Source organism: Paenibacillus glycanilyticus (assembly GCF_030161375.1).
Taxonomy (GTDB): domain Bacteria; phylum Bacillota; class Bacilli; order Paenibacillales; family Paenibacillaceae; genus Pristimantibacillus; species Pristimantibacillus glycanilyticus_B.
The window spans coordinates 325593-344582 of record NZ_BSSQ01000013.1 but is presented as its reverse complement, the minus strand read 5'-3'; the positions used below and the strand labels follow the sequence as shown (position 1 = coordinate 344582).

The following is an 18990-nucleotide window of genomic DNA, read 5'->3' as shown; positions in this document are numbered from 1 at the left end:
CACCTCCTTTAGCGTGATGATCTTCATTAATGTCGGCTTTACTTTAACTATCCTTTCACGCTACCGATCATAACGCCTTTGACAAAATAACGCTGGATAAAAGGATATACGACTAGCAACGGCAGTGACGCAATAACGATAACGCCATACTTTAGCAAGCTAGCTACACGCTGCTGTACTTCAGCCGATTCAACATCAGTAACAAATTGGCTTGCCAGTTCATTTTGAATGACAAGTATGTTGCGTAGTACCAGTTGCAGCGGATACTTTTTCTCGTCTCCCAAATAAATAAGTGCATCAAAGAACGAATTCCAGTAACCGACGGCGTAAAACAACGCCAACACAGCAATAATAGCCTTAGAAAGCGGAAGTACGATTCTGGCAAAAAAGGTAAAATCCGAACACCCATCAATCTTAGCTTGCTCTAGAAGTTCATTCGGAATCGTATCTTGGAAAAAAGACCGTGCAATGATGACATTAAAGAGGGAAACTGCCTTAGGTAAAATTAGTGCCCACATCGTATTGACCAAGTGCAATTTTTTTACAACCAGATAAGTGGGAATAAGCCCACCAGAGAAGAACATCGTGATAAGTAGGTAAACCATAATTGTATTACGCCCATATAAATCTCTACGCGATAAAGCATATCCTGCAAGGACTGTGAACGTAACATTAATAATGGTTCCTACGCTCGTATACAAAAGGGTATTCTCATACCCTCTCCAGATGCTATCCTCTTTAAAAATGCGCAAGTAGCCTTCCATCGTAATGCCTTTTGGCCAAATCCACATCTCACCATTTAGGACCGTTGTGGGATTACTTATGGAAGCGATAAAGACGAAATACAAGGGGTACAACACAATTAACGCGATTACCGATAGAACGAAATAGTTCAAGATGTCAAATAGTAGATCGTTTCGAGACCTTAATGATTTTGTCTGACCGACGGACACGGTTCGTCCCTCCCTAGAATAAGCTTGTATTGGACATTTTTTTGGCTGCTTTGTTAACGGCTAAGAGTAGTACAAGATTAATAACTGAGTTAAATAAACCTACAGCAGCAGAGAAGCTATACTGAGATTGCTTCAGACCCACCTTGTAAACATAGGTCGATATGATTTCAGAGCTCGGTAAATTGGTCGGTGTCTGCAATAGATACGCCTTTTCGAAACCAACACCCATTACATTTCCTACTGCGAGAATTAACAGAATAATTGCCGTAGGCATTATTGAAGGTAAATCGACATTCAAGATGCGCTGCCACTTAGTCGCACCATCCACAATAGCCGCTTCATGAATTTCCGGATTCACCCCTGCCAGTGCCGCTAGATAAACAATGGCACTGAAGCCTGTCCCTTGCCAGACATCTGATAAAATGTAGATGGCTTTAAAATACTCTGGTTGAGTCATAAACAAAATCGGCTGATTACCAGTCAAATGCACGATCGCCTGATTGATAATCCCCGTCTGTGAGAGAAATACCAGAATCATGCCAGACAAGACGACAGTCGAAATAAAGAACGGAGCATAAACTGTTGTCTGAACGAACTTTTTAAACCGCAAATTCGTAACTTGATTCAACATCAATGCAAGAATTATGGGCAGCGGAAAGGTCACAATCAGACCAAGCACACTTAGTCCGAGGGTATTGGCAATCAACTCTTTAAAGTTATAGGAAGTGAAGAATCGCTCAAAATGCTCGAACCCTACCCATTGACTTCCTAAGATTCCCTTCGTAACGGAGAAGTTTTTAAAAGCGATAATGACCCCATACATTGGCCAATAAGCGAAAATAGCAAAGTACAAAAGAGTGGGCAGCAAAAAAAGGTAAAGCTGATAATTATTCAGAATTGATTTTAAACGGCTAGAATTCAATTGGGTTTGCCTCACTTTCGAATAATTTGAAACGTTTCCATTTTAGTCTTAGATTATCCCCCTTTTCAACAATAGGAAACGGTTACATATTTTATATTTGAAACGTTTCCAAATTGTAAATCAATTACACCTTGATGATTTACTTTTTTGAAACGTTTCCAAATTGGTGAGAAAAAAATCAGGCCTAACGTATAAAGTTCTACGTCGTCTCTCCAGGCCTGAAGTGTACGGGAATCCGAATCGTATCCTGCGAAATCGCATTTCCAGAGATTTGGGTTAAAAGTAGTTTCACCGAAGTACGTGCCATCTCCTCTACCGGTTGACGAATTGTTGAAAGTATTGGATGAAATAGCGTACTATCTTGAATGCCATCAAAACCAATTACCTTTACGTCTTGAGGAACTCGTATTCCGTGTTTTTGTGCTTGATCAATATATTTGGCAGCAAAAAGATCTGTAATGGCGAATACGCCATCAACCTCGCGGTGCTCCCTAACCTTAAAGAAATTTCCAAAGTATTTCAAATCGTCTAATACGGGATCAGGCTCTTCATAAATAATATAGTCTAGACCCAGTGTCTCTGCCTCGTCAATAAATCCTTTTTTCCGAAGCATTGTTTCACTGAACACGGATGTTATGGCTCCCAGGAATGCAGGCTTACGAACACCAGCTTTGTACAGCTCCCGCATTGCAATCCGTCCTCCGGTATAATTGTCCGACGTTACGCACGGAACTGATTTTGAAAAATGACGGTCAATACTAACAATCGGAATCTCTGTATCCAGACTGCTCTCAATATCGTTATAAGTAATACCCAGAATTCCTGCAACCTTATTTTGACTCAACATATCGAAGTAATACAATTCTTTCGCAGGCTTGCCACCGCTGTTACACAGAATTAATTTGTAGCCTTCGCGATCCAGTTCATCTTCAATATAGTAAGCAAGTTCGGAGAAAAATGGATTCCATATGCTCGGAAGCAATAGTGCGATTAAATTTGATTTCTGCATTTTAAAGTTTCTGGCGATTTCATTGGGCACATAATTTAACTGCTTTATTGCTGCTAGGACCTTTTCCCTAGTCTTTGGCTTGACCGATACCTGGTTGTTGATGACCCGCGATACGGTACCAACCCCAACGCCAGCTAATTCGGCCACATCTTTCAAATTTGACAATCTGATACCTCCTGATGCATACTGCATCTTTACCTGATAACAATATAGTATCACCATTTTGGAAACGTTTCAATAATTATTTTTAGAGCAACATTATAGAAGTTTAAGTCGTCTCCCGCTCGATAAGGGTAACTGGTATAGTATGAAGCATCGGAACAACTTCACCTTTGATCTGCTTGATAATTGATTCAATAATATACTCACTCATCTCCTTAATTGGCTGCCTTACCGAACTAAGTCGTGGAGATAGTAATGATGGAATCATAACATCATCATACCCGATTAATTTAATATCTTCCGGAATTTTTTTATCTAAGCGGTTACAAATTCGAATGATCTCTGCAGCTAGCAAATCCTCGGTCAGTACACCATCTATTTCAGGATGCTCATTAAAGATCCGTAGTAGTTCATTCCCATGACACTGATTAATGTTAATGTCCGGATCTAACTCCATATAAACTGGTCTTATCGCTGTACCTTTCAGCACATCCTCAAACCCCTGTCCTATCCCAGCAGTTAATAGTGATTGGTGGTGAGGTCCACCACCCGCCTGAAATATCAGAGCAGGCTTCAAGCATCCTTTATCGAGTAACAATTGTGCAGCAAGTTTTCCTCCTGTGATATAGTCAGATGTTACGGTTGGGATATTTGCTAAGGTCCGTTCAAATGAAACAATGGGTAAATTCAAATTAAGATAGTGCTCGACATCCAAAACTGAACTACCCACAAGGATGCCGTCTACTTGATTCTTCTTTAACATATCGATGTAATCGTGTTCTTTTTGTATATTTTTCATAGAATTACATAGCACTAATTTATACCCTTTTAAATTTGCAAAGTACTCTAAATGATAAGTTAGCTCACTGAAAAATGGATTAGTAACTGTGGGGATAATAAGCCCGATCATATTTGATTTTTTTCTATACAAAGAACGTGCCATTTCATTTGGCTGATAATTTAATTCTTTCATAGCGAGAAATACCTTGTTTCGTGTTGATTCACTTATATAGCCCCGGTTATTCAGAACACGAGAAACAGTGGTAATGGATACCCCTGCATTTTCAGCTACATCATTAATTTTCGGCATAATTTGACCACCTTAGCTTATATAGGACAATAGTAATCTTAAACCCACATCCAAGACTAAATATTAATCCAGCTCTTTTGATTTAGCTAGCCAAATTTACTTTAAACGTATTATACGCACGTTATTAATTGAACCTTTTCCAGAATCTTGCGATGCCCCGACAACAAACACCTACAGGGATTAAGGCTTTGAATAGAAGATCATGGCTTGAGCAAGGCTTATTCCATTGTAAATTAATCTTTATCGTCCAACCTCTAATCAGAGAAACAGCTGCCGATTAATTGTCGGCAGCTGTAGTATTTAGTGTTGTTGCTCAATTGTTTTCCGCTAACTTAACGTCTAACAACTTAGGAATTATATATTTCTCTATTTAGATTAACTATATCTTTATTTGAAAAATATCCAACTGGAGCCACAGATAGCTTTTCTATTACCTTATCACGTAGGAACGGGGCTTTTTCTTTATTCGCTTTTTGTAATGATTTGGTTAGTTCTTCTTTAGTTAGTTCTGTGCAGTATGCAGGAGTTCCTGGCTGTTGTCTCCATGAATCTAGTAAAGAACCGCTGTCTATTGTGTCGAAGCCCAATTCGTTTGCTATATTCATGACAATTTGTTTTTGCGATTGATCATCACCAGCAACTGCTATAGCAATGCGTCCAGTAGTACCTTCTGGTGCTCCTTCATGTTCCAAAGAATAAGCTAGTAGATTATTGAAGGCTTTAATTATCGGCCTACCTAATTGTTTGGAAACCCACACACTCTCAACCATGCCGTTCTCAATCTCATCAATTTTACTGTCTCTTTGAGGATAATAATTTGAAGTGTCTACAACGACTACTTCCTCCCCAACTTGATCTACAATTTTGCGAATACTTGGCAACGCATGCGAAGGGATAGATATTATAAGAACATCAATATTTTTAATCACATCTTCTATGCTCACAGGTGCTCCCGTAAGTGCTTTTCCTTCTAAACGTTCGCTCCCACGTGCATCCGCAATTTTAACGTCATGCCCATTATTAACTAGTTTTTTAGAAATATTAGACCCAATTGGCCCTGCTCCTATAATTCCAAATCTCATTTAAATCCTCCTAAATGTTATCTTATTCTGATGAGTTTTCTCTACTGCAGAGTTATTGTACTTGTGTATATCTATTTTGAGGGTATGGCAGCCCTAAATTACCTCTCAACGTCTGAGATTCATACTCTCTTCGGAATATGCCCTTTTCTTGTAAAACAGGTACGACTAAGTCTATAAAATCATCAATTCCTGAAGGATGCTCTTGTCTGAGTAGTAATAAGTCCATTGCACCTGTCTGATACCAATGCTCAATCATATCAGCAACAGTTTCAGCAGATCCGAAAAACTGAGGCTTACGTATATGATAGCCCGGAGGTGATAAACTTATTAACTCCTGAAACTTTTCTTCTGCCTCAGTTTCTGTTCTTCCAACAATTACATGTTGAGTCGGCATAATTAATAGGTCTTCAGGATCCCGTCCTGCAAGAATTACTCTTTTTCTAAATTCCTCACTAAATTGTCTGGCGTAATTGTAATCATCCCCATTTACAAGTATACCTTCAGCATGTTTAGAAGCAATTTTCATAAACATTTCAGAAGTACCTGCTTGAAAAATGACAGGCCTGCCTTGTGAAGAACGACTAATATTAAGTGGTCCATCTACAGAAAAATACTCACCTCTATAGTTCAATGAATGCATCTTTCTTGAATTTAAGAAGATACCGCTCTTTTTATCACGAATAAAAGCATCGTCTTCATAGGAATCCCACAGACCTTCCACAATTTCGATGAACTCTTTATTTAAAGGGTATAAATCATCTTTAGACAAATGCCTTCTGCTATAGTTAGCCAACCCTCCTGGATTAGAAGTAATAGCATTCCATGCCGCTCTCCCATTGCTAATTTTATCGAGAGAGGCCATCTGTCTAGCCACTGTAAAAGGATCAGCGTAAGAGGTGGCTATAGTTGCGGCAAGCCCGATGTGGCTAGTTGCCATACTTAGCGCGGATAGTATCGTTACACCTTCAAACATACTTAGGTAATGAGGAATGTTCCCGGGCCCTATATGGCTTACATCTGCCAAGAAAACCATATCGAACTTGCCCTCTTCAGCTCGTTTTGCCTTCTTGACATAAAAATCCACACTTTCACTTGCATTAGCAGGCATATTAGGATGTCGCCATGCATTATAACTCCAACCAACACCATCAACTATAACGCCGATCTTTAGTTGTCTTTTATTTTTCATTTTGCCCCTCTTTTTCTGTTAAGTCCAAATTCTTTTGCCAATAACTCGAGGGCTTTTAATCGCGCAGCCTGTTCGGGGTAAAAATCGGCTACCATAATTTCGTCAACCCATGCTTCTTTCGCTATTCCTCTTAGCCTTTTTGCCACATTTTCAATGCTCCCAATGACAAATCGGTCTCGGTTGTATTCCCTAGCTCTTTCTTCTTCATGTGAATACACATGAGATGCTGCTTCTTCTACAGTAGGGAAAGAAATATCTATTGATCCTGTTGCCATCCTTGCCCACATGAGTTCTAAAGGACCGCTCAAGTACTGTGCCTCTTCGTCAATCTCCGCAGTAATTACGGCGATAGTTAATATACTCTTAGGCTCCTTTAGGTACGACGAAGGCACAAAGTTTTTACGATATGCGCGTAATGTCGGTACGGCCAGTTTCGGAGCCAAATGTGCAGCAAATGCAAATCCGAGACCTCTTTCAATTGCGTAGTGAACCCCGCCTTGGCTGGAACCCAGCATATAGAGTTCGGGTATCAATGATAGTCCTCCTGAGGGCTTAATCCTACGGTAAGGATGTTCTTCTGGAAAGCTTCGTGAGAAGAATGAAAGTAAATTATTCAATTGAACAGAGAAATCATCTCGCGATCCCTGCAAGGCCGTTGCCGTTAAACCATCTGTCCCGGAAGCTCTGCCTAAGCCTAGATCTACTCTTCCGGGATGAAGAGCTTCAAGCAGAGTGAAGTTTTCTACCACCTTCAATGGACTATGATTGGGGAGCATAATTCCTCCAGAACCAACACGAATATGCCGGCTCTGAGAAGCTGCATGCAAACTTAACAAATCTGGAGAAGTGCTAATTTGACTCGTTGTATTGTGATGTTCAGTAAACCAATACCTGGTATATCCCAGTTGATCCGCCAATTTAACAACCTCAGTTGTATTTTGAAGGCTTTCAATTGGGTTCGAGTATTTGTATACATGAACGAAATCTAAAACCGATAATTTTATATTTTGCTCATTCATAGTTGAGATCATTGGAATTACTCCTACCCTTAATTAATAAAAGCTTAAATTTTGCCTCATTCCTGTTTGCGAAGCTGTTTCAATAACGCTAAGAAGCTTATGTTGGCGTAATGCATGTGCAAAATCCGGAGTTGTGTATGTGCCATCACGCAAGTCTTTAGCGAAATGTTCATAAATTCGCGCTGTATTACTTGGTATACCAGTCGGAAGATGATGACCATAGTAATATTCCGGAACAGTTAGATCTTCTACACGGTGCTCTTGATTTCGTCCACCTTGCAACTTTAATTCAGCTAATTGGGTATGACCACTTGGAGCAGTTATTACCAGATCGCCCTTTGTACCATTAATTTCCCAACGCATATTTTCACCACGGGATGTTCCTCCTCGATAAAATACAGACACAGCCGTGCCATTTGTCAACGTCCCCACAATTGATACATGGTTGGGTGAAGTAAAGGGAATTATTATATTCGTGTCTGCTACTAAGGACTCTGTTTGATTGGATACCATTTCTGCCGAAATCGTGGAGAAATCCCCTAACACGTACTGGAGGGCATCAAGAGTGTGCATGATCGGAACTGAGAGAACTGTTACCCCATTGGCCTTATCATACACATACGAATTCAAACGATCGGTAACTCCCGTCCAACCCATACCTGATCCAACAAGCGTGGTACCAAGAACATCTCCAACGTAGCCCTCTGAAATTAGATCTCTTGCATAGCGAATGACTGGACTATAACGTGCTTGCAAGCCCACGATTGTGCGTGTTCCTGCTGTTTCTGCGCATTTAGCCAATTCTTTTGCTTCATCTAGGCCATTGCCGAGTGGCCACTCCGAGAAGACCATTTTCCCCGCATCAAGTGCGGCAGTAATGATTTCATGATGATAGGGAACCTTAACCGTAACAACAACCAGATCAACGCCAGCATGGTTAATTAAATCCAGATGATTATCAAATCCGGGTACACCATACTTTTTCTCGGCATCTTTTGCAGTTGATTGACGGCTTGTGCTAACAGCGCGCAATTCGTATTCATCCGCTAATGCTTTAATCGAAGGTATGTGCGAATTAACGGCCCAACTGTACGGATTAGAAGGGCTTGCACCAATAATACCAACACCAATTTTTTGTTTATTCATCATAATTAATTCCTCCTTTTATCAGCCTTCTTTTTATTTAGCTTGCTAAATATATTCTTGTAATTAAAACGAGATAATTAATGTGATTTCATTAAATTTTTATTTAGTCTGCTAAATAAATTTAAAAAAAAAGGAGAGTTTCTTAAAACAAATTACTCTCCATTTGTTTCATTAGCCGTCTTAAAAGGAGACGTTCATCTGTTGAAATCAAATTTAGCAACTTATCTTGATGCTTTTGCCATATGATACGTACGGGCTCTTCAAGTTCCTTCCCTTTTTCGGTTAAGAAAATGCGCATAATTCGTGCATCCTTCTCATCACGTTTTCGATATATAAATCCGTTTTGTTCAAGTGATTTCACCATATTCGTAATGGTAGGCGGTTCACATTTCAAATATTCACTTAACTGCATTTGCGTAATTCCATCACCTGACCATAAACGGTATAGAAGGTTATCTTGTCCGACATGCAAGTTTAGTTCCCTTAGACTCTCACCGTAATCTCGTCTCATCCTTGCGGAAAGTTTATCGAACAACTCACGAATCTCACAGTCAACTGATGTCTCCATATTGCTTTTCCTCTACCTTTTTCAATTTATTTAGCAGGCTAAATATATCATGATTATTTTTATCAGTCAACAAGCTCGTCTATAGAGACTTACCACCTTATCACCTAATCATTAGTGTTCTTCCTTGTGTCTTCGGCTATTCACAAGTGATTATTTTCCAAGCTAAACTTTACCTCAATAAAAATGCAGCCGAACGTAAATACGCCGGCTGCTGTAGTGTTGCTTACCCTTAAAGTTTTATCAATCAGCGCATTTGTGCTGAAGCTATACTGTCCAATGTCTTATTTTATCCTGTGAATTGTCTTGTTTTATCCCGTGAATTGTCTAGTTTTATCTTGTAATCTGTCTAATCTATAACCGTTACTCACATTTTTTTAAAAGATAACCCCTAAATCTTATAAGCCTTCATAGCCTTCCGCAGCTCTTTCCAGCTTGGACGTTTGCCGTAGAGCAAGACGCCGGTACGGTAAATCTTCGCCGATAGCCAACCTGCCGCATAAATGCTCACAAGCAGGATCCCGAAGGATACAATAACTTGCCAGAATGGCGGATTGGCGAGGCCCACTCGCAGCAGCATGACGAATGGCGAGAAGAACGGGATAAACGACGTTACTTTGACAAGCATCGTGTCTGGTGCCGAAATGCTGAAGGTCGTAATATAAAAGCCCGCCAGCGACAGCAGCGTAATAGGCATGACGGCTTGGCCCAGATCTTCCGTACGGCTAACAATCGAGCCTACCGCAGCGAATAATGACGCATAGAGCAGGAAGCCCATTACGTAGAACAGCAATCCGTAAACAAGTAACAGCGGATCAACCTTCGTTAGATCAATATTGTATTGCTGGAAGGCAGAATCGTTGTGCGGCAAGCTGATGTTAATAAACACAACAACCACGTAAGCAACCATTTGCGTAAGACTCACAACGAATATACCAAAGATTTTGCCGAACATTTGCGTAAGCGGCGATACGCTCGTTATGATAATCTCCATGACACGCGAGCTTTTCTCTGCCGTAATTTCCGAGGCAATCATTTGACCGGAGACCATAATACCAAAGAATAGCAGCAGCAACAGGAAAGTAACAAAGCCCATATCCACTCCGCGCTGGTCTTCCGTTTTGCCGTTGCCGACACCGCCTGCCCCATCTGTTGCGGCAATCTGCATGACGTCGAGCGTAACCGGAGTAACCAGCATCGTTCTCTGCTCAGCCGTTAAACCGCTATCCTTCAGTATCATATCCGTCTTCACGATCTGGATCGTTTGCTGAAGGGATTGCGTTGTGTTATGATCGTTCAGCTTTTCCGATTTATAAGCAATGGAAGGCATTCCCGTGGCGTCTGCCGGTCCAAATAACAGATACCCTTTGATTTTCTTTTCGGCAATCGCCTTCTTTAATTCCTTTTCATTAGCCTCTGTTGAACCTGCATCCGGGAACTCAACCATCTTAATCGCCGGCTTCTCCAGGCCCGCATACGTAGCCCGAAGCTGTTCCGCAATCTTGGTTCCTTCCACCGTTCGGGCATCAATAGCGTAACCAACGTTTGTTGCTTTGCCGTTATCTTTGTCAAACAAAGAGATAATATAAGGCAAATTTGAACCTAAAGATAACACAAGGACAAAGATAAGCGTCGTAATCAGGAATGATTTCCCTTTCATCTTATTCTTCATCGTAAATCCAGCAACCGTCCAAAACTTATTCATGCAGATCACCGCCTACCGCTTTAATAAAGATCTCGTTCAACGTTGGCTCCATAATCTCGAACTTCTGAATCGTTGTCTGACTCATCGCCTGGTGCAAAATAGCTGCTGCCGCGCTTTCATCCGTAATCCCGATTACGTATCCGGATTCATGCCGTTGAACACCGGTTACCCCGGCGATCGCATCAAGCCCTGACACTTCGTTGTCCGTATTCAGGACAACCTTCTCTCTAGGGAACCGTTTCTTAATCTCGCGAACGTTGCCTTGCAAGACCGGATTCGACCGGTGAAGAATCGTAATATTACGGCATAACTCTTCGACATGTTCCATCCGGTGCGTAGAGAATAACATCGACGTGCCGGCATTGCGCAGCTCTTTAACAGTAGACTTCAGTAATTCCACGTTTACGGGATCGAGGCCGCTGAATGCTTCATCCAAAATTACAATCCGAGGTTTATGAATGACCGAAGCAATAAACTGTATTTTCTGCTGATTGCCCTTCGACAGTTCCTCCAGCTTCTTGTTGTAATATTCTGGAACCTCGAACCTTTCCAGCCATTGCTTCAGATTAGCGTCTGCATCATGCTTCGACATGCCTCTCAGCTGAGCCAGATAAACCAACTGTTCGCTGATCTTTACCCGCGGATACAGCCCGCGCTCCTCCGGCAAATAACCAAGCATGCTGAGTTGCTCTTCCGTGTATGGCTTGCCGTTATACAGGATTTTACCTTCATCCGGATAGATTAGTCCAAGCACCATCCGCATCGTGGTTGTTTTGCCGGCACCGTTCGCCCCAAGCAATCCGTAGATTTCTCCTTCTTCCACCTCAAAGCTGATTCCGTTTACGGCCTTCTTCTCCCCGTATTGCTTGTGTACCCGATCTACTACTAATGGATTCATTCTTTATTCCGTCCTCTCCTTATAATAGCTATGATCTTAACCGTGTCCGTTCCTGTTCTACCAGTATCGCCAAAATATCATCCAGTTGCAGCGCCTGACGGTGCGTAATCGTGATACCTTCCTGCCCGCACCAGGTTTCGGCATCGGGAGCCTGCCGCGTAATAACGCGAAGCATGCCTCCACCGGCTTCTTCAATCCCGCATTGTCCCGGCAACTGTTGGACAAGCTTACGGCTTACCTTCTCCCCATGCACGTAAAAGGCATGCCAGCTTCCAAACAGCTCATCCTTCTCGTACACGCCAAGTACGCGTCCATGTATCATAAATACGATATAATCAGCGAGACGCTTCACTTCTTCGACAATATGGGAAGCCATCAGTATCGTTCGGCCGCCTGGCTCCATATAGCGATGCAGCACTTCAATCATCGTCCGCCAAGCCAAAGGATCAAGACCCGATGATGGCTCGTCGAGGATCAATAGCTCCGGGTGATGCGACAAAGTTAAGGCGAATTCATATTTGCGGCGCATCCCCTTGGACATTTTGCCAAGCTTGATATGATCATCCACTTCAAAGAGCCGGAGCAGCTCCTGGTAACGGTTCACGTCCCATTCTGGATACCATTTCTTCACAAAACCGGTCTTGATCGAAGCTTTCAGCTTATCATCATGCGGAGAGAACAGCTCCGGCAAATAACCGACTTTGCTTTTGACTCTCCAATCTTCCTCCTGAGTCGTGCTCTGCCCTAGGAGGTTAATTTCACCCTTGTCCGGTTTGATCAAGTCCAGAACTAGCCGGAAGGTTGAGCTTTTACCCGAGCCGTTTGGCCCTACGATGGCCGTTACATAACCTTTTGGCACTTCAAGATCGATGGGTCCCAGTTGAAAATGCGGCCGCCGCAGCTCAACATCCGCCAAACTTACTGCAGTATCGGTCATCCTTCACCCTCCAAATTTCCGCTCTAATACGTCCTGGAACAGCTGCGCCAGCTCTTCCCTTGTGCATTGGACCAGCTTCCCGGCATCAACGGCCGCCTCAAGCGCTTCCGTAACGGCATCCAGCCGATAACTTTCCATCGCATTTTGTTCGATGCGGGCTACATAAGTACCCGTTCCTTGTTTCGTCCGAAGCAGTCCTTCATTCTCCAAATCCTGATAGACCCGGCGCACCGTAATGACACTGCACTTCAGCAGTTGCGCAAATTCCCGGATCGAAGGTAATAAGGTTCCTTCTTCCAGCTGCCCGCTTACGATCAGCGCTCTTAATTGCACTTCAATCTGATAATAGAGCGGTTCCGCGCTTTGTTCGTTAATTTGTATTGGCAGCCACACAACTTCACCTTCTTCCAATCAGGAGCTAACCGGCATTTTTTTAGTATAATGGCGTTGCTTCAGACGTCGTTTAATTATCCAGTAGCCCGTATACATCGTTAATATACATACAACTAACGCCGCTGCTGAATACCACCAATGCCCCTTCTCCGCTTCATCAAGCAAGCCATCCACTATGCCAACATGGGTGAGACCAAATCCCACGCAGATGAGAACAAATACAGCGACATATATGAAACAGAATACCGCGTATGTTTTGCCGGAATGCCCGATTTCGAAGTATGCATACAGCACCGCCATTGACAGTGCGTAGAAGTACCAGAATACAACGTATAAGAGATACGCGCCAACGGATAAGTGCTCATGCAACCGGTCAACTAATACGTATTGGATCGTAAAAAATATCGTTAGTACCAAAGTCAGTACGATAACAAGCTGAATCATTCTTCCTATTACGAGATGCGATAATGGAATCGGCAGCGTCCGCCATTCAGCTAGTTTGCCCGTGAAGTTATCCTCTCGCCAGAAATGCAACGTAGTCTTGTTCATGACAAACGCTAGACTCGGAAAAGCAACCATAAAAAGCAGATCGAGCAGCCATGAAGTCGTTTGTTCCGTATCGTTGTACACGGCAATCGTAATAAAAGCGAGATAAAGACTAAACAATACGGTAAACACAATTCCAAGCCAATCGCGCGACAGCTCATGTTTGGCAATATGCCAGGCACCTTGCCTTATATTCAAAAGCCCCTCTCCCTTCAAGCACAGTCATTATACTGTGTATATTCATAAGCACAGTATATACACAGCATAACCGAGAGTCAACAGTTTTACCATTTTTTATTTAAAGTAAGCCTCTGTTAAATACTTATGTCGATAAACTTTTATAATTTCTCTTTCGCCAGTTTGGTTATTTTACTAACGAAATCCGCCTTATTATCAGTATAGGCTTCCCTATCATACTTATAGATTTCCGCTAAATTAAACTTTAGTTCTTCATACTGTTTGGCAACAGTAGGATTCGCCCGTAGATAATCCCGGAAATACGCTCTATCCGAAAAAAAGTCTGAATCTTTTGTATCCATGTGTATATGGAAAGACTCTTTTTCTAATCCTTTTGGAGAATATCCTTTAACAAACATTAGATAATTGTTTTGCTCTGTCATGTGTATATAATTATTTTGGGTCATCTTACTAATTATCAATTCACGTACTTTATTTTCCTTTGGAATCTCCACAAAGATATCAATTGTCGGCTTTGCTGATAAATTAGGTACCGCCGTACTGCCGATATGTTCTATTCTTAAAGCTATTTCAGAACTGAGCATGTTCATTAAGATTTGTTTTTCATTTTTAAACTGTGATGTCCAATTGGCATCGTAAGGAACAACTGTGATCGGATATAATCTCCCAAGCTCATCTTTATTCATAACTGGCTCCTTTATAATTTACTTAGTAATAACATTCCAGATCAATATATCAATTCCTGTTTCAACAAAAATCACGGTTTAACATAGCCTAAAAAAAAGCGTAGAGCCCGCGGGATAATATCTCCCTTGAGATCTACGCTTTGTGGTTACCAACCAAAAATCGCATCAATAACCGGTTTGGTATGGCCGCCCGGATACATCACGTACAACAGAATATATACGGCAACACCCGTGATCGCGGTAAAAAACCAAATCATCGAAGTGACCCGTCCCCATTTTCTGTGTTTCGAGTATTTCTCTTTAAAGCCAAGCACCAGCGTCGTTATGCCAAATGCCGCTGCGACCGTAGCCAGCACGATGTGGAATAACAGGAACGTCAAGTAATAAGGCTTAAGGCTGTCCGGTCCGCCCCACTCCGTATTGCCGACAAGAACGGTACGGGACGAGTAGATGATGAAAAAGATGAGCGCAGCAATAGCCGCTGCAATCATTACTTTCTTATGCTGATCGAGCTTCCGCTTAATAGCCAGATTCCAGCCGATCGCGACCAGAATCGCGCTTATGACGATAAAGCTCGTACTGATCGTAGGAAAAAGTGTGTACTTGTCCAATGCTTATCCCACCTAAAAGATTTATATGAGTGTTGCCGTCTAGCTTTCTTCTGCTCTATTATACCGTGCCTTTATTCATATTGGACAACTCATTTGGCGCTTCATTTGTCACATTTGTTACATCATCGTCCTTATGCTCGCGTTTGAACCAATGGAAGAAGATATAAGCCAAAATGACGCCGTACATGAACTCTTGCAGCAGCTTCATCACAATACCGCCAAGTTGCTGATCCTCTTCCGGACTGGAGAGAAGATTGAAGAACTGAGGACCATCAAACAAGACAAGAAGCTGCGACGGATCGCTCACGCAATACCCCATCGCCTTCACCCATACGGCGGGATCGCTATAAACCGCATACATCGGAGTAGTAGCGAAGATAATAAATGCGCAGGCAGGCGTCAGTAGCACACCGTTGGCAAATACATACGCCATCTTCTTCAGATCGGTCAAACGGTTCCATTCCGGAACCGGATTCGCGATTTGTGCCCACATCAACATAGCAGCAATAAGCAGAATCACATACACTAACCGGTGCAACCAATAATGGGTCATCACATAATCATTGATAAGCGGGATATGATAAAGCGAGAACAACACATTAAACAACAAAATCGCTGCAATCGGATGCGTCAGAAATCTTAGCTTCTTCCAGCTTTGGGCCGCGAACATTCGCCTCCAAATGAAGCTGGGAACCGAGAGCAGCAGCATAGGCGGCACAATCAAATAAGAGACGGACATATCGATCATATGGAACGTGAACATCATGTGGCCAAGCAAACTGAAAGGTCCTCCCTGTACGAGGTAGAACATAATCGTTGCGGACACGAACATGATTTTCTGCCAAATGTTTGCCTTATCTGCCTGTGGCTCATGCTTCTCCCGCCATGGTCCAATCAAATAGAAATAAAGAATCACAACGGCGATCATAGAGAACAAAAGCCATGGGGTCCACAACTCTTCAAAGCTGAAATACTGTAAGCCTAGCATGGATGCAGCTCCTTTCAAATATCTGCAAAAGAGGAGGGTCCGTATTAGGGAACCCTCCTCTTTTCAATTATGCGGTAATGTTACCACCAAGCCCAATATTCAGCCATGATAACACATGTGAAGACGACGAATACGCCGAACAGAATACCGATGATCGCCCAAGTATGGCCGCGATCCTTCATGTGCATCCAGAACGCCATCTGTACAAATACTTGCAAGATTGCGCAGCCGATAAGAATGATGTAGATGAAGTCGGTGTTAATCTCACCGCCGGCAACTGCCGCGAACGCGATCAGTGTCAGCAGGATCGAGAAGATAAAAGCAACGATGTGCTTCTTAGGTCCTTCAACTCTGTGCCGAACCGGACGCTCATTTTCAGCGGAATGATGATTGCTTGCCATGGACTAGCCCACCTTTCCCATCAGGTAAACGACGGTGAAGATAAATACCCAGACAACGTCGATGAAATGCCAGTAGATACCGGCAACATAGGCTTTAGGTGCAGTTGTCACCGTCAGGCCTTTCTTCATTAATTGTCCGATCAGAAGCGAAATCCAACCAATACCAAACGCTACGTGAGCACCGTGGAAGCCAACCAGCGTATAGAACGAGGAGCTGAATGCGCTCGTCGTAAAGCCGTGGCCTTCATGAACGTAATGCGTGAACTCGTAGATCTCGAGGCCAAGGAAACCAAGACCCAAAATAATCGTTACGAGCAGCCACCCAATCATGGCCTTTACTTTATGCATATGAAGGGCTTGAGTTGCAAATACGCTCGTAAGCGACGAAGTCAGGAGCAAGCCGGTTGCAAGAGCAACGAGCGGAAGCTCGAACAGCTCTTGCGATGTAGGACCGTCAAGCACTTGATCGCGAAGTGCCAGGAACGCCGAGAAGAGCGTTCCGAACAGGACCGTTTCCGCACCAAGGAATAACCAGAAACCAAGAATCTTATTGCGACCCTCGAGGGTTGCTTTTTCAGGCTCATGAGGCAAATGGCCGTCATGGGAATGTGCACTCATGCTTTTACCCCCTTATCTTGCAGTTCTTCCGGTTCGATATGGAAGCCATGGTCATCGACCAGGGAGCGGATGATCATACAAGTGAACGTAATAATCAAACCAATACCGCCTACCACATAGCCTGCTTCAATACCTGCGATTTTACCCCATTCGCCATGCGAATACATGAGACCAAGACCTGTTATGAACAAGCCGATCGCCATGATCATTGGCAGAATGGATGGAGATGGCATATGAATCGAACCAATTGGTTCAGCCGGCGTCATCTCGGTATGGCCTTCCATCTTTTCTTTCCAGAATGCATCATAACCGCGTACAAGCGGAGTTTGTTTGAAGTTGTACTCAGGTGCCGGCGAGGGGATTGTCCACTCCAGCGTACGTCCGTCTTCCCAAGGGTCATTCGCGGCTGTTTTAGGTTTGAAAGCCGTAATGACAATGTTCAGAAGGAAGAAGATAGTACCCAGTCCCATCAGCATTGCGCCGATTGTACTGATCAAGTTCATTTCGTTGAAGCCCAGGCCGTCCAGATAAGTCCAGATCCGTCGAGGCATGCCCATCAGACCAAGGAAATGCTGTACGAAGAACGTCAGGTGGAAGCCGATAAAGAATGTCCAGAACGTCAGCTTGCCAAGTCCTTCATTCAGCATGCGTCCGAACATCTTAGGCCACCAGTAATGAAGACCCGAGAAGAGACCCAGTACAAGACCGCCAACGATTACGTAGTGGAAATGCGCTACGACGAAATACGAGTCATGATACTGGAAGTCGGCTGGAGCCGCTGCAAGCATGACGCCGGTTACGCCGCCCATTACGAACGTTGGGATAAAACCTACGGCGAACAAGTTCGCTGACGTGAATGTAATCGAGCCGCCCCACAAGGTGAACAGCCAGTTGAAGATCTTAATACCTGTTGGTACGGCGATCAACATCGTAGCGATGGAGAACAAACCGTTCGCTACCGGTCCAAGACCAGTCGTGAACATGTGATGCGCCCAAACCATGAAGCCCAAGAAGCCGATCAGGATGGTAGCAAATACCATCGAGCTGTAACCAAACAGGCGTTTACGCGAGAATGTGCTGACAACTTCGGAAATAACGCCGAATGCCGGCAAGATCAGGATATATACCTCAGGATGCCCGAAGATCCAGAAGATATGCTCCCAGAGTACGGTGTTGCCGCCGCCCGATGGATCGAAGAAGTTCGCATCGAATATACGGTCAAACATCATAGCCGCAAGGCCAACTGTCAGCGCTGGGAATGCGAACAGGATCAATGCCGAAGTAATGAATACGGACCATGTGAACATCGGCATGCGCATGAAGGTCATTCCCGGAGCGCGCATATTAATGATGGTAACCAGGAAGTTGATACCGCCGACCAGCGTACCGATACCGGCAATCTGAAGGCCAAGTACATAGTAGTCAAAACCGTGGTCCCCGTTAAAGGTCGAACCCGAGAACGGTGCATAGGCGGTCCAACCACCGTCTGGTGCTGAGCCTGTAAACCAGCTGACATTCAGCAGTACTGCGCCTGCGAAGAATGTCCAGAAACCGATTGCATTGACGAATGGGTACGCTACGTCGCGTGCGCCAATCTGCAACGGTACGATTGCGTTCATCAAAGCGAAGATGACAGGCATCGCCGCAAGGAAGATCATCGTAGTACCGTGCATCGTAAGCAGCTCATTATATGTATCCGCACTAACGAAATCATTAAGCGGCTTCCAAAGCTGAATCCGAATAAGAAGTGCTTCCAAACCGCCGACAAGGAAGAAAAAACCTCCGGCGATTAAATATAAAATACCGATTTTTTTGTGGTCAACCGTTGTCAGCCAATCCATCAGGCCGGAATAACGTTTAACCGCATGTCCA

General features: G+C 43.4%; 20 protein-coding genes. All 20 read right to left on the bottom strand.

Annotation, left to right across the window (positions count from 1 at the left end):
* Positions 1 to 47: 47 nt before the first annotated feature.
* Complete coding sequence (locus QQK89_RS16250; RefSeq protein ID WP_284239676.1) at positions 48 to 953, bottom strand: carbohydrate ABC transporter permease; 906 nt, start codon at positions 951 to 953, stop codon at positions 48 to 50.
* A gap of 13 nt (positions 954 to 966) precedes the next feature.
* Positions 967 to 1875, bottom strand: coding sequence for an ABC transporter permease (locus QQK89_RS16245; protein ID WP_284239675.1), 909 nt, complete (start codon positions 1873 to 1875; stop codon positions 967 to 969).
* Positions 1876 to 2074: 199 nt separating this feature from the next.
* On the bottom strand, positions 2075 to 3049 hold the full coding sequence (locus QQK89_RS16240; protein WP_284239674.1) for a LacI family DNA-binding transcriptional regulator: 975 nt from the start codon (positions 3047 to 3049) through the stop codon (positions 2075 to 2077).
* A 103-nt stretch (positions 3050 to 3152) separates the two neighbouring features.
* Positions 3153 to 4136, bottom strand: a complete 984-nt coding sequence (locus QQK89_RS16235) for a LacI family DNA-binding transcriptional regulator (RefSeq protein ID WP_284239673.1) — start codon at positions 4134 to 4136, stop codon at positions 3153 to 3155.
* 347 nt (positions 4137 to 4483) lie between these two features.
* Positions 4484 to 5218 carry an NADPH-dependent F420 reductase gene (locus QQK89_RS16230; RefSeq protein WP_284239672.1) on the bottom strand — a complete coding sequence of 245 codons (735 nt, stop codon included), beginning with the start codon at positions 5216 to 5218 and terminating at the stop codon, positions 4484 to 4486.
* Positions 5219 to 5270: 52 nt separating this feature from the next.
* Entirely contained in the window at positions 5271 to 6407 is a 1137-nt protein-coding gene (locus QQK89_RS16225; protein WP_284239671.1) for an NtaA/DmoA family FMN-dependent monooxygenase, read from the bottom strand.
* The gene (locus tag QQK89_RS16220) at positions 6404 to 7438 is read right to left on the bottom strand and encodes an LLM class flavin-dependent oxidoreductase (RefSeq protein WP_284239670.1); all 1035 of its coding nucleotides are present in this window, start codon (positions 7436 to 7438) and stop codon (positions 6404 to 6406) included. The genes QQK89_RS16225 and QQK89_RS16220 overlap by 4 nt, the downstream gene beginning before the upstream one ends.
* A 21-nt stretch (positions 7439 to 7459) precedes the next feature.
* On the bottom strand, positions 7460 to 8575 hold the full coding sequence (locus QQK89_RS16215) for a Gfo/Idh/MocA family protein (RefSeq protein WP_284239669.1): 1116 nt from the start codon (positions 8573 to 8575) through the stop codon (positions 7460 to 7462).
* Positions 8576 to 8714: 139 nt separating this feature from the next.
* A complete protein-coding gene (locus tag QQK89_RS16210) occupies positions 8715 to 9140 on the bottom strand; it encodes a MarR family winged helix-turn-helix transcriptional regulator (RefSeq protein ID WP_284239668.1) in 426 nt (141 codons plus the stop codon).
* Positions 9141 to 9528: 388 nt separating this feature from the next.
* Positions 9529 to 10842 carry an ABC transporter permease gene (locus QQK89_RS16205; protein WP_284239667.1) on the bottom strand — a complete coding sequence of 438 codons (1314 nt, stop codon included), beginning with the start codon at positions 10840 to 10842 and terminating at the stop codon, positions 9529 to 9531.
* Positions 10835 to 11740, bottom strand: a complete 906-nt coding sequence (locus tag QQK89_RS16200) for an ABC transporter ATP-binding protein (protein WP_284239666.1) — start codon at positions 11738 to 11740, stop codon at positions 10835 to 10837. The genes QQK89_RS16205 and QQK89_RS16200 overlap by 8 nt, the downstream gene beginning before the upstream one ends.
* A 28-nt stretch (positions 11741 to 11768) precedes the next feature.
* Positions 11769 to 12677 carry an ABC transporter ATP-binding protein gene (locus QQK89_RS16195; protein ID WP_284239665.1) on the bottom strand — a complete coding sequence of 303 codons (909 nt, stop codon included), beginning with the start codon at positions 12675 to 12677 and terminating at the stop codon, positions 11769 to 11771.
* Between the two features lie 3 nt (positions 12678 to 12680).
* A complete protein-coding gene (locus QQK89_RS16190) occupies positions 12681 to 13070 on the bottom strand; it encodes a GntR family transcriptional regulator (RefSeq protein ID WP_284239664.1) in 390 nt (129 codons plus the stop codon).
* A gap of 18 nt (positions 13071 to 13088) precedes the next feature.
* Entirely contained in the window at positions 13089 to 13814 is a 726-nt protein-coding gene (locus QQK89_RS16185) for a hypothetical protein (protein WP_284239663.1), read from the bottom strand.
* A gap of 140 nt (positions 13815 to 13954) precedes the next feature.
* Positions 13955 to 14500 (bottom strand): GrpB family protein, encoded by a 546-nt coding sequence (locus QQK89_RS16180; protein ID WP_284239662.1) that lies wholly within the window; start codon positions 14498 to 14500, stop codon positions 13955 to 13957.
* A 146-nt stretch (positions 14501 to 14646) separates the two neighbouring features.
* Entirely contained in the window at positions 14647 to 15111 is a 465-nt protein-coding gene (locus QQK89_RS16175; protein ID WP_284239661.1) for a DUF420 domain-containing protein, read from the bottom strand.
* A 58-nt stretch (positions 15112 to 15169) separates the two neighbouring features.
* Positions 15170 to 16099: a cytochrome c oxidase assembly factor CtaG gene (gene ctaG, locus QQK89_RS16170; RefSeq protein WP_284239660.1), complete on the bottom strand. Its 930-nt coding sequence runs from the start codon at positions 16097 to 16099 to the stop codon at positions 15170 to 15172.
* Between the two features lie 80 nt (positions 16100 to 16179).
* Complete coding sequence (locus tag QQK89_RS16165; RefSeq protein ID WP_284239659.1) at positions 16180 to 16500, bottom strand: cytochrome C oxidase subunit IV family protein; 321 nt, start codon at positions 16498 to 16500, stop codon at positions 16180 to 16182.
* A 3-nt stretch (positions 16501 to 16503) separates the two neighbouring features.
* Complete coding sequence (locus QQK89_RS16160; RefSeq protein ID WP_284239658.1) at positions 16504 to 17118, bottom strand: cytochrome (ubi)quinol oxidase subunit III; 615 nt, start codon at positions 17116 to 17118, stop codon at positions 16504 to 16506.
* Positions 17115 to 18959 carry a cytochrome c oxidase subunit I gene (gene ctaD, locus QQK89_RS16155; RefSeq protein ID WP_284239689.1) on the bottom strand — a complete coding sequence of 615 codons (1845 nt, stop codon included), beginning with the start codon at positions 18957 to 18959 and terminating at the stop codon, positions 17115 to 17117. The genes QQK89_RS16160 and ctaD overlap by 4 nt, the downstream gene beginning before the upstream one ends.
* Positions 18960 to 18990 lie beyond the last annotated feature (31 nt).

What these genes read in the sequence shown, in the direction of transcription:
- QQK89_RS16235 (WP_284239673.1), bottom strand. Translation starts at nt 4,136, where the DNA reads ATGCCGAAAATTAATGATGTAGCTGAAAATGCAGGGGTATCCATTACC.
- QQK89_RS16230 (WP_284239672.1), bottom strand. Translation starts at nt 5,218, where the DNA reads ATGAGATTTGGAATTATAGGAGCAGGGCCAATTGGGTCTAATATTTCT.
- QQK89_RS16225 (WP_284239671.1), bottom strand. Translation starts at nt 6,407, where the DNA reads ATGAAAAATAAAAGACAACTAAAGATCGGCGTTATAGTTGATGGTGTT.
- QQK89_RS16220 (WP_284239670.1), bottom strand. Translation starts at nt 7,438, where the DNA reads ATGATCTCAACTATGAATGAGCAAAATATAAAATTATCGGTTTTAGAT.
- QQK89_RS16215 (WP_284239669.1), bottom strand. Translation starts at nt 8,575, where the DNA reads ATGATGAATAAACAAAAAATTGGTGTTGGTATTATTGGTGCAAGCCCT.
- QQK89_RS16210 (WP_284239668.1), bottom strand. Translation starts at nt 9,140, where the DNA reads ATGGAGACATCAGTTGACTGTGAGATTCGTGAGTTGTTCGATAAACTT.
- QQK89_RS16205 (WP_284239667.1), bottom strand. Translation starts at nt 10,842, where the DNA reads ATGAATAAGTTTTGGACGGTTGCTGGATTTACGATGAAGAATAAGATG.
- QQK89_RS16200 (WP_284239666.1), bottom strand. Translation starts at nt 11,740, where the DNA reads ATGAATCCATTAGTAGTAGATCGGGTACACAAGCAATACGGGGAGAAG.
- QQK89_RS16195 (WP_284239665.1), bottom strand. Translation starts at nt 12,677, where the DNA reads ATGACCGATACTGCAGTAAGTTTGGCGGATGTTGAGCTGCGGCGGCCG.
- QQK89_RS16180 (WP_284239662.1), bottom strand. Translation starts at nt 14,500, where the DNA reads ATGAATAAAGATGAGCTTGGGAGATTATATCCGATCACAGTTGTTCCT.
- ctaG (WP_284239660.1), bottom strand. Translation starts at nt 16,099, where the DNA reads ATGCTAGGCTTACAGTATTTCAGCTTTGAAGAGTTGTGGACCCCATGG.
- QQK89_RS16165 (WP_284239659.1), bottom strand. Translation starts at nt 16,500, where the DNA reads ATGGCAAGCAATCATCATTCCGCTGAAAATGAGCGTCCGGTTCGGCAC.
- QQK89_RS16160 (WP_284239658.1), bottom strand. Translation starts at nt 17,118, where the DNA reads ATGAGTGCACATTCCCATGACGGCCATTTGCCTCATGAGCCTGAAAAA.
- ctaD (WP_284239689.1), bottom strand. Translation starts at nt 18,959, where the DNA reads ATGGATTGGCTGACAACGGTTGACCACAAAAAAATCGGTATTTTATAT.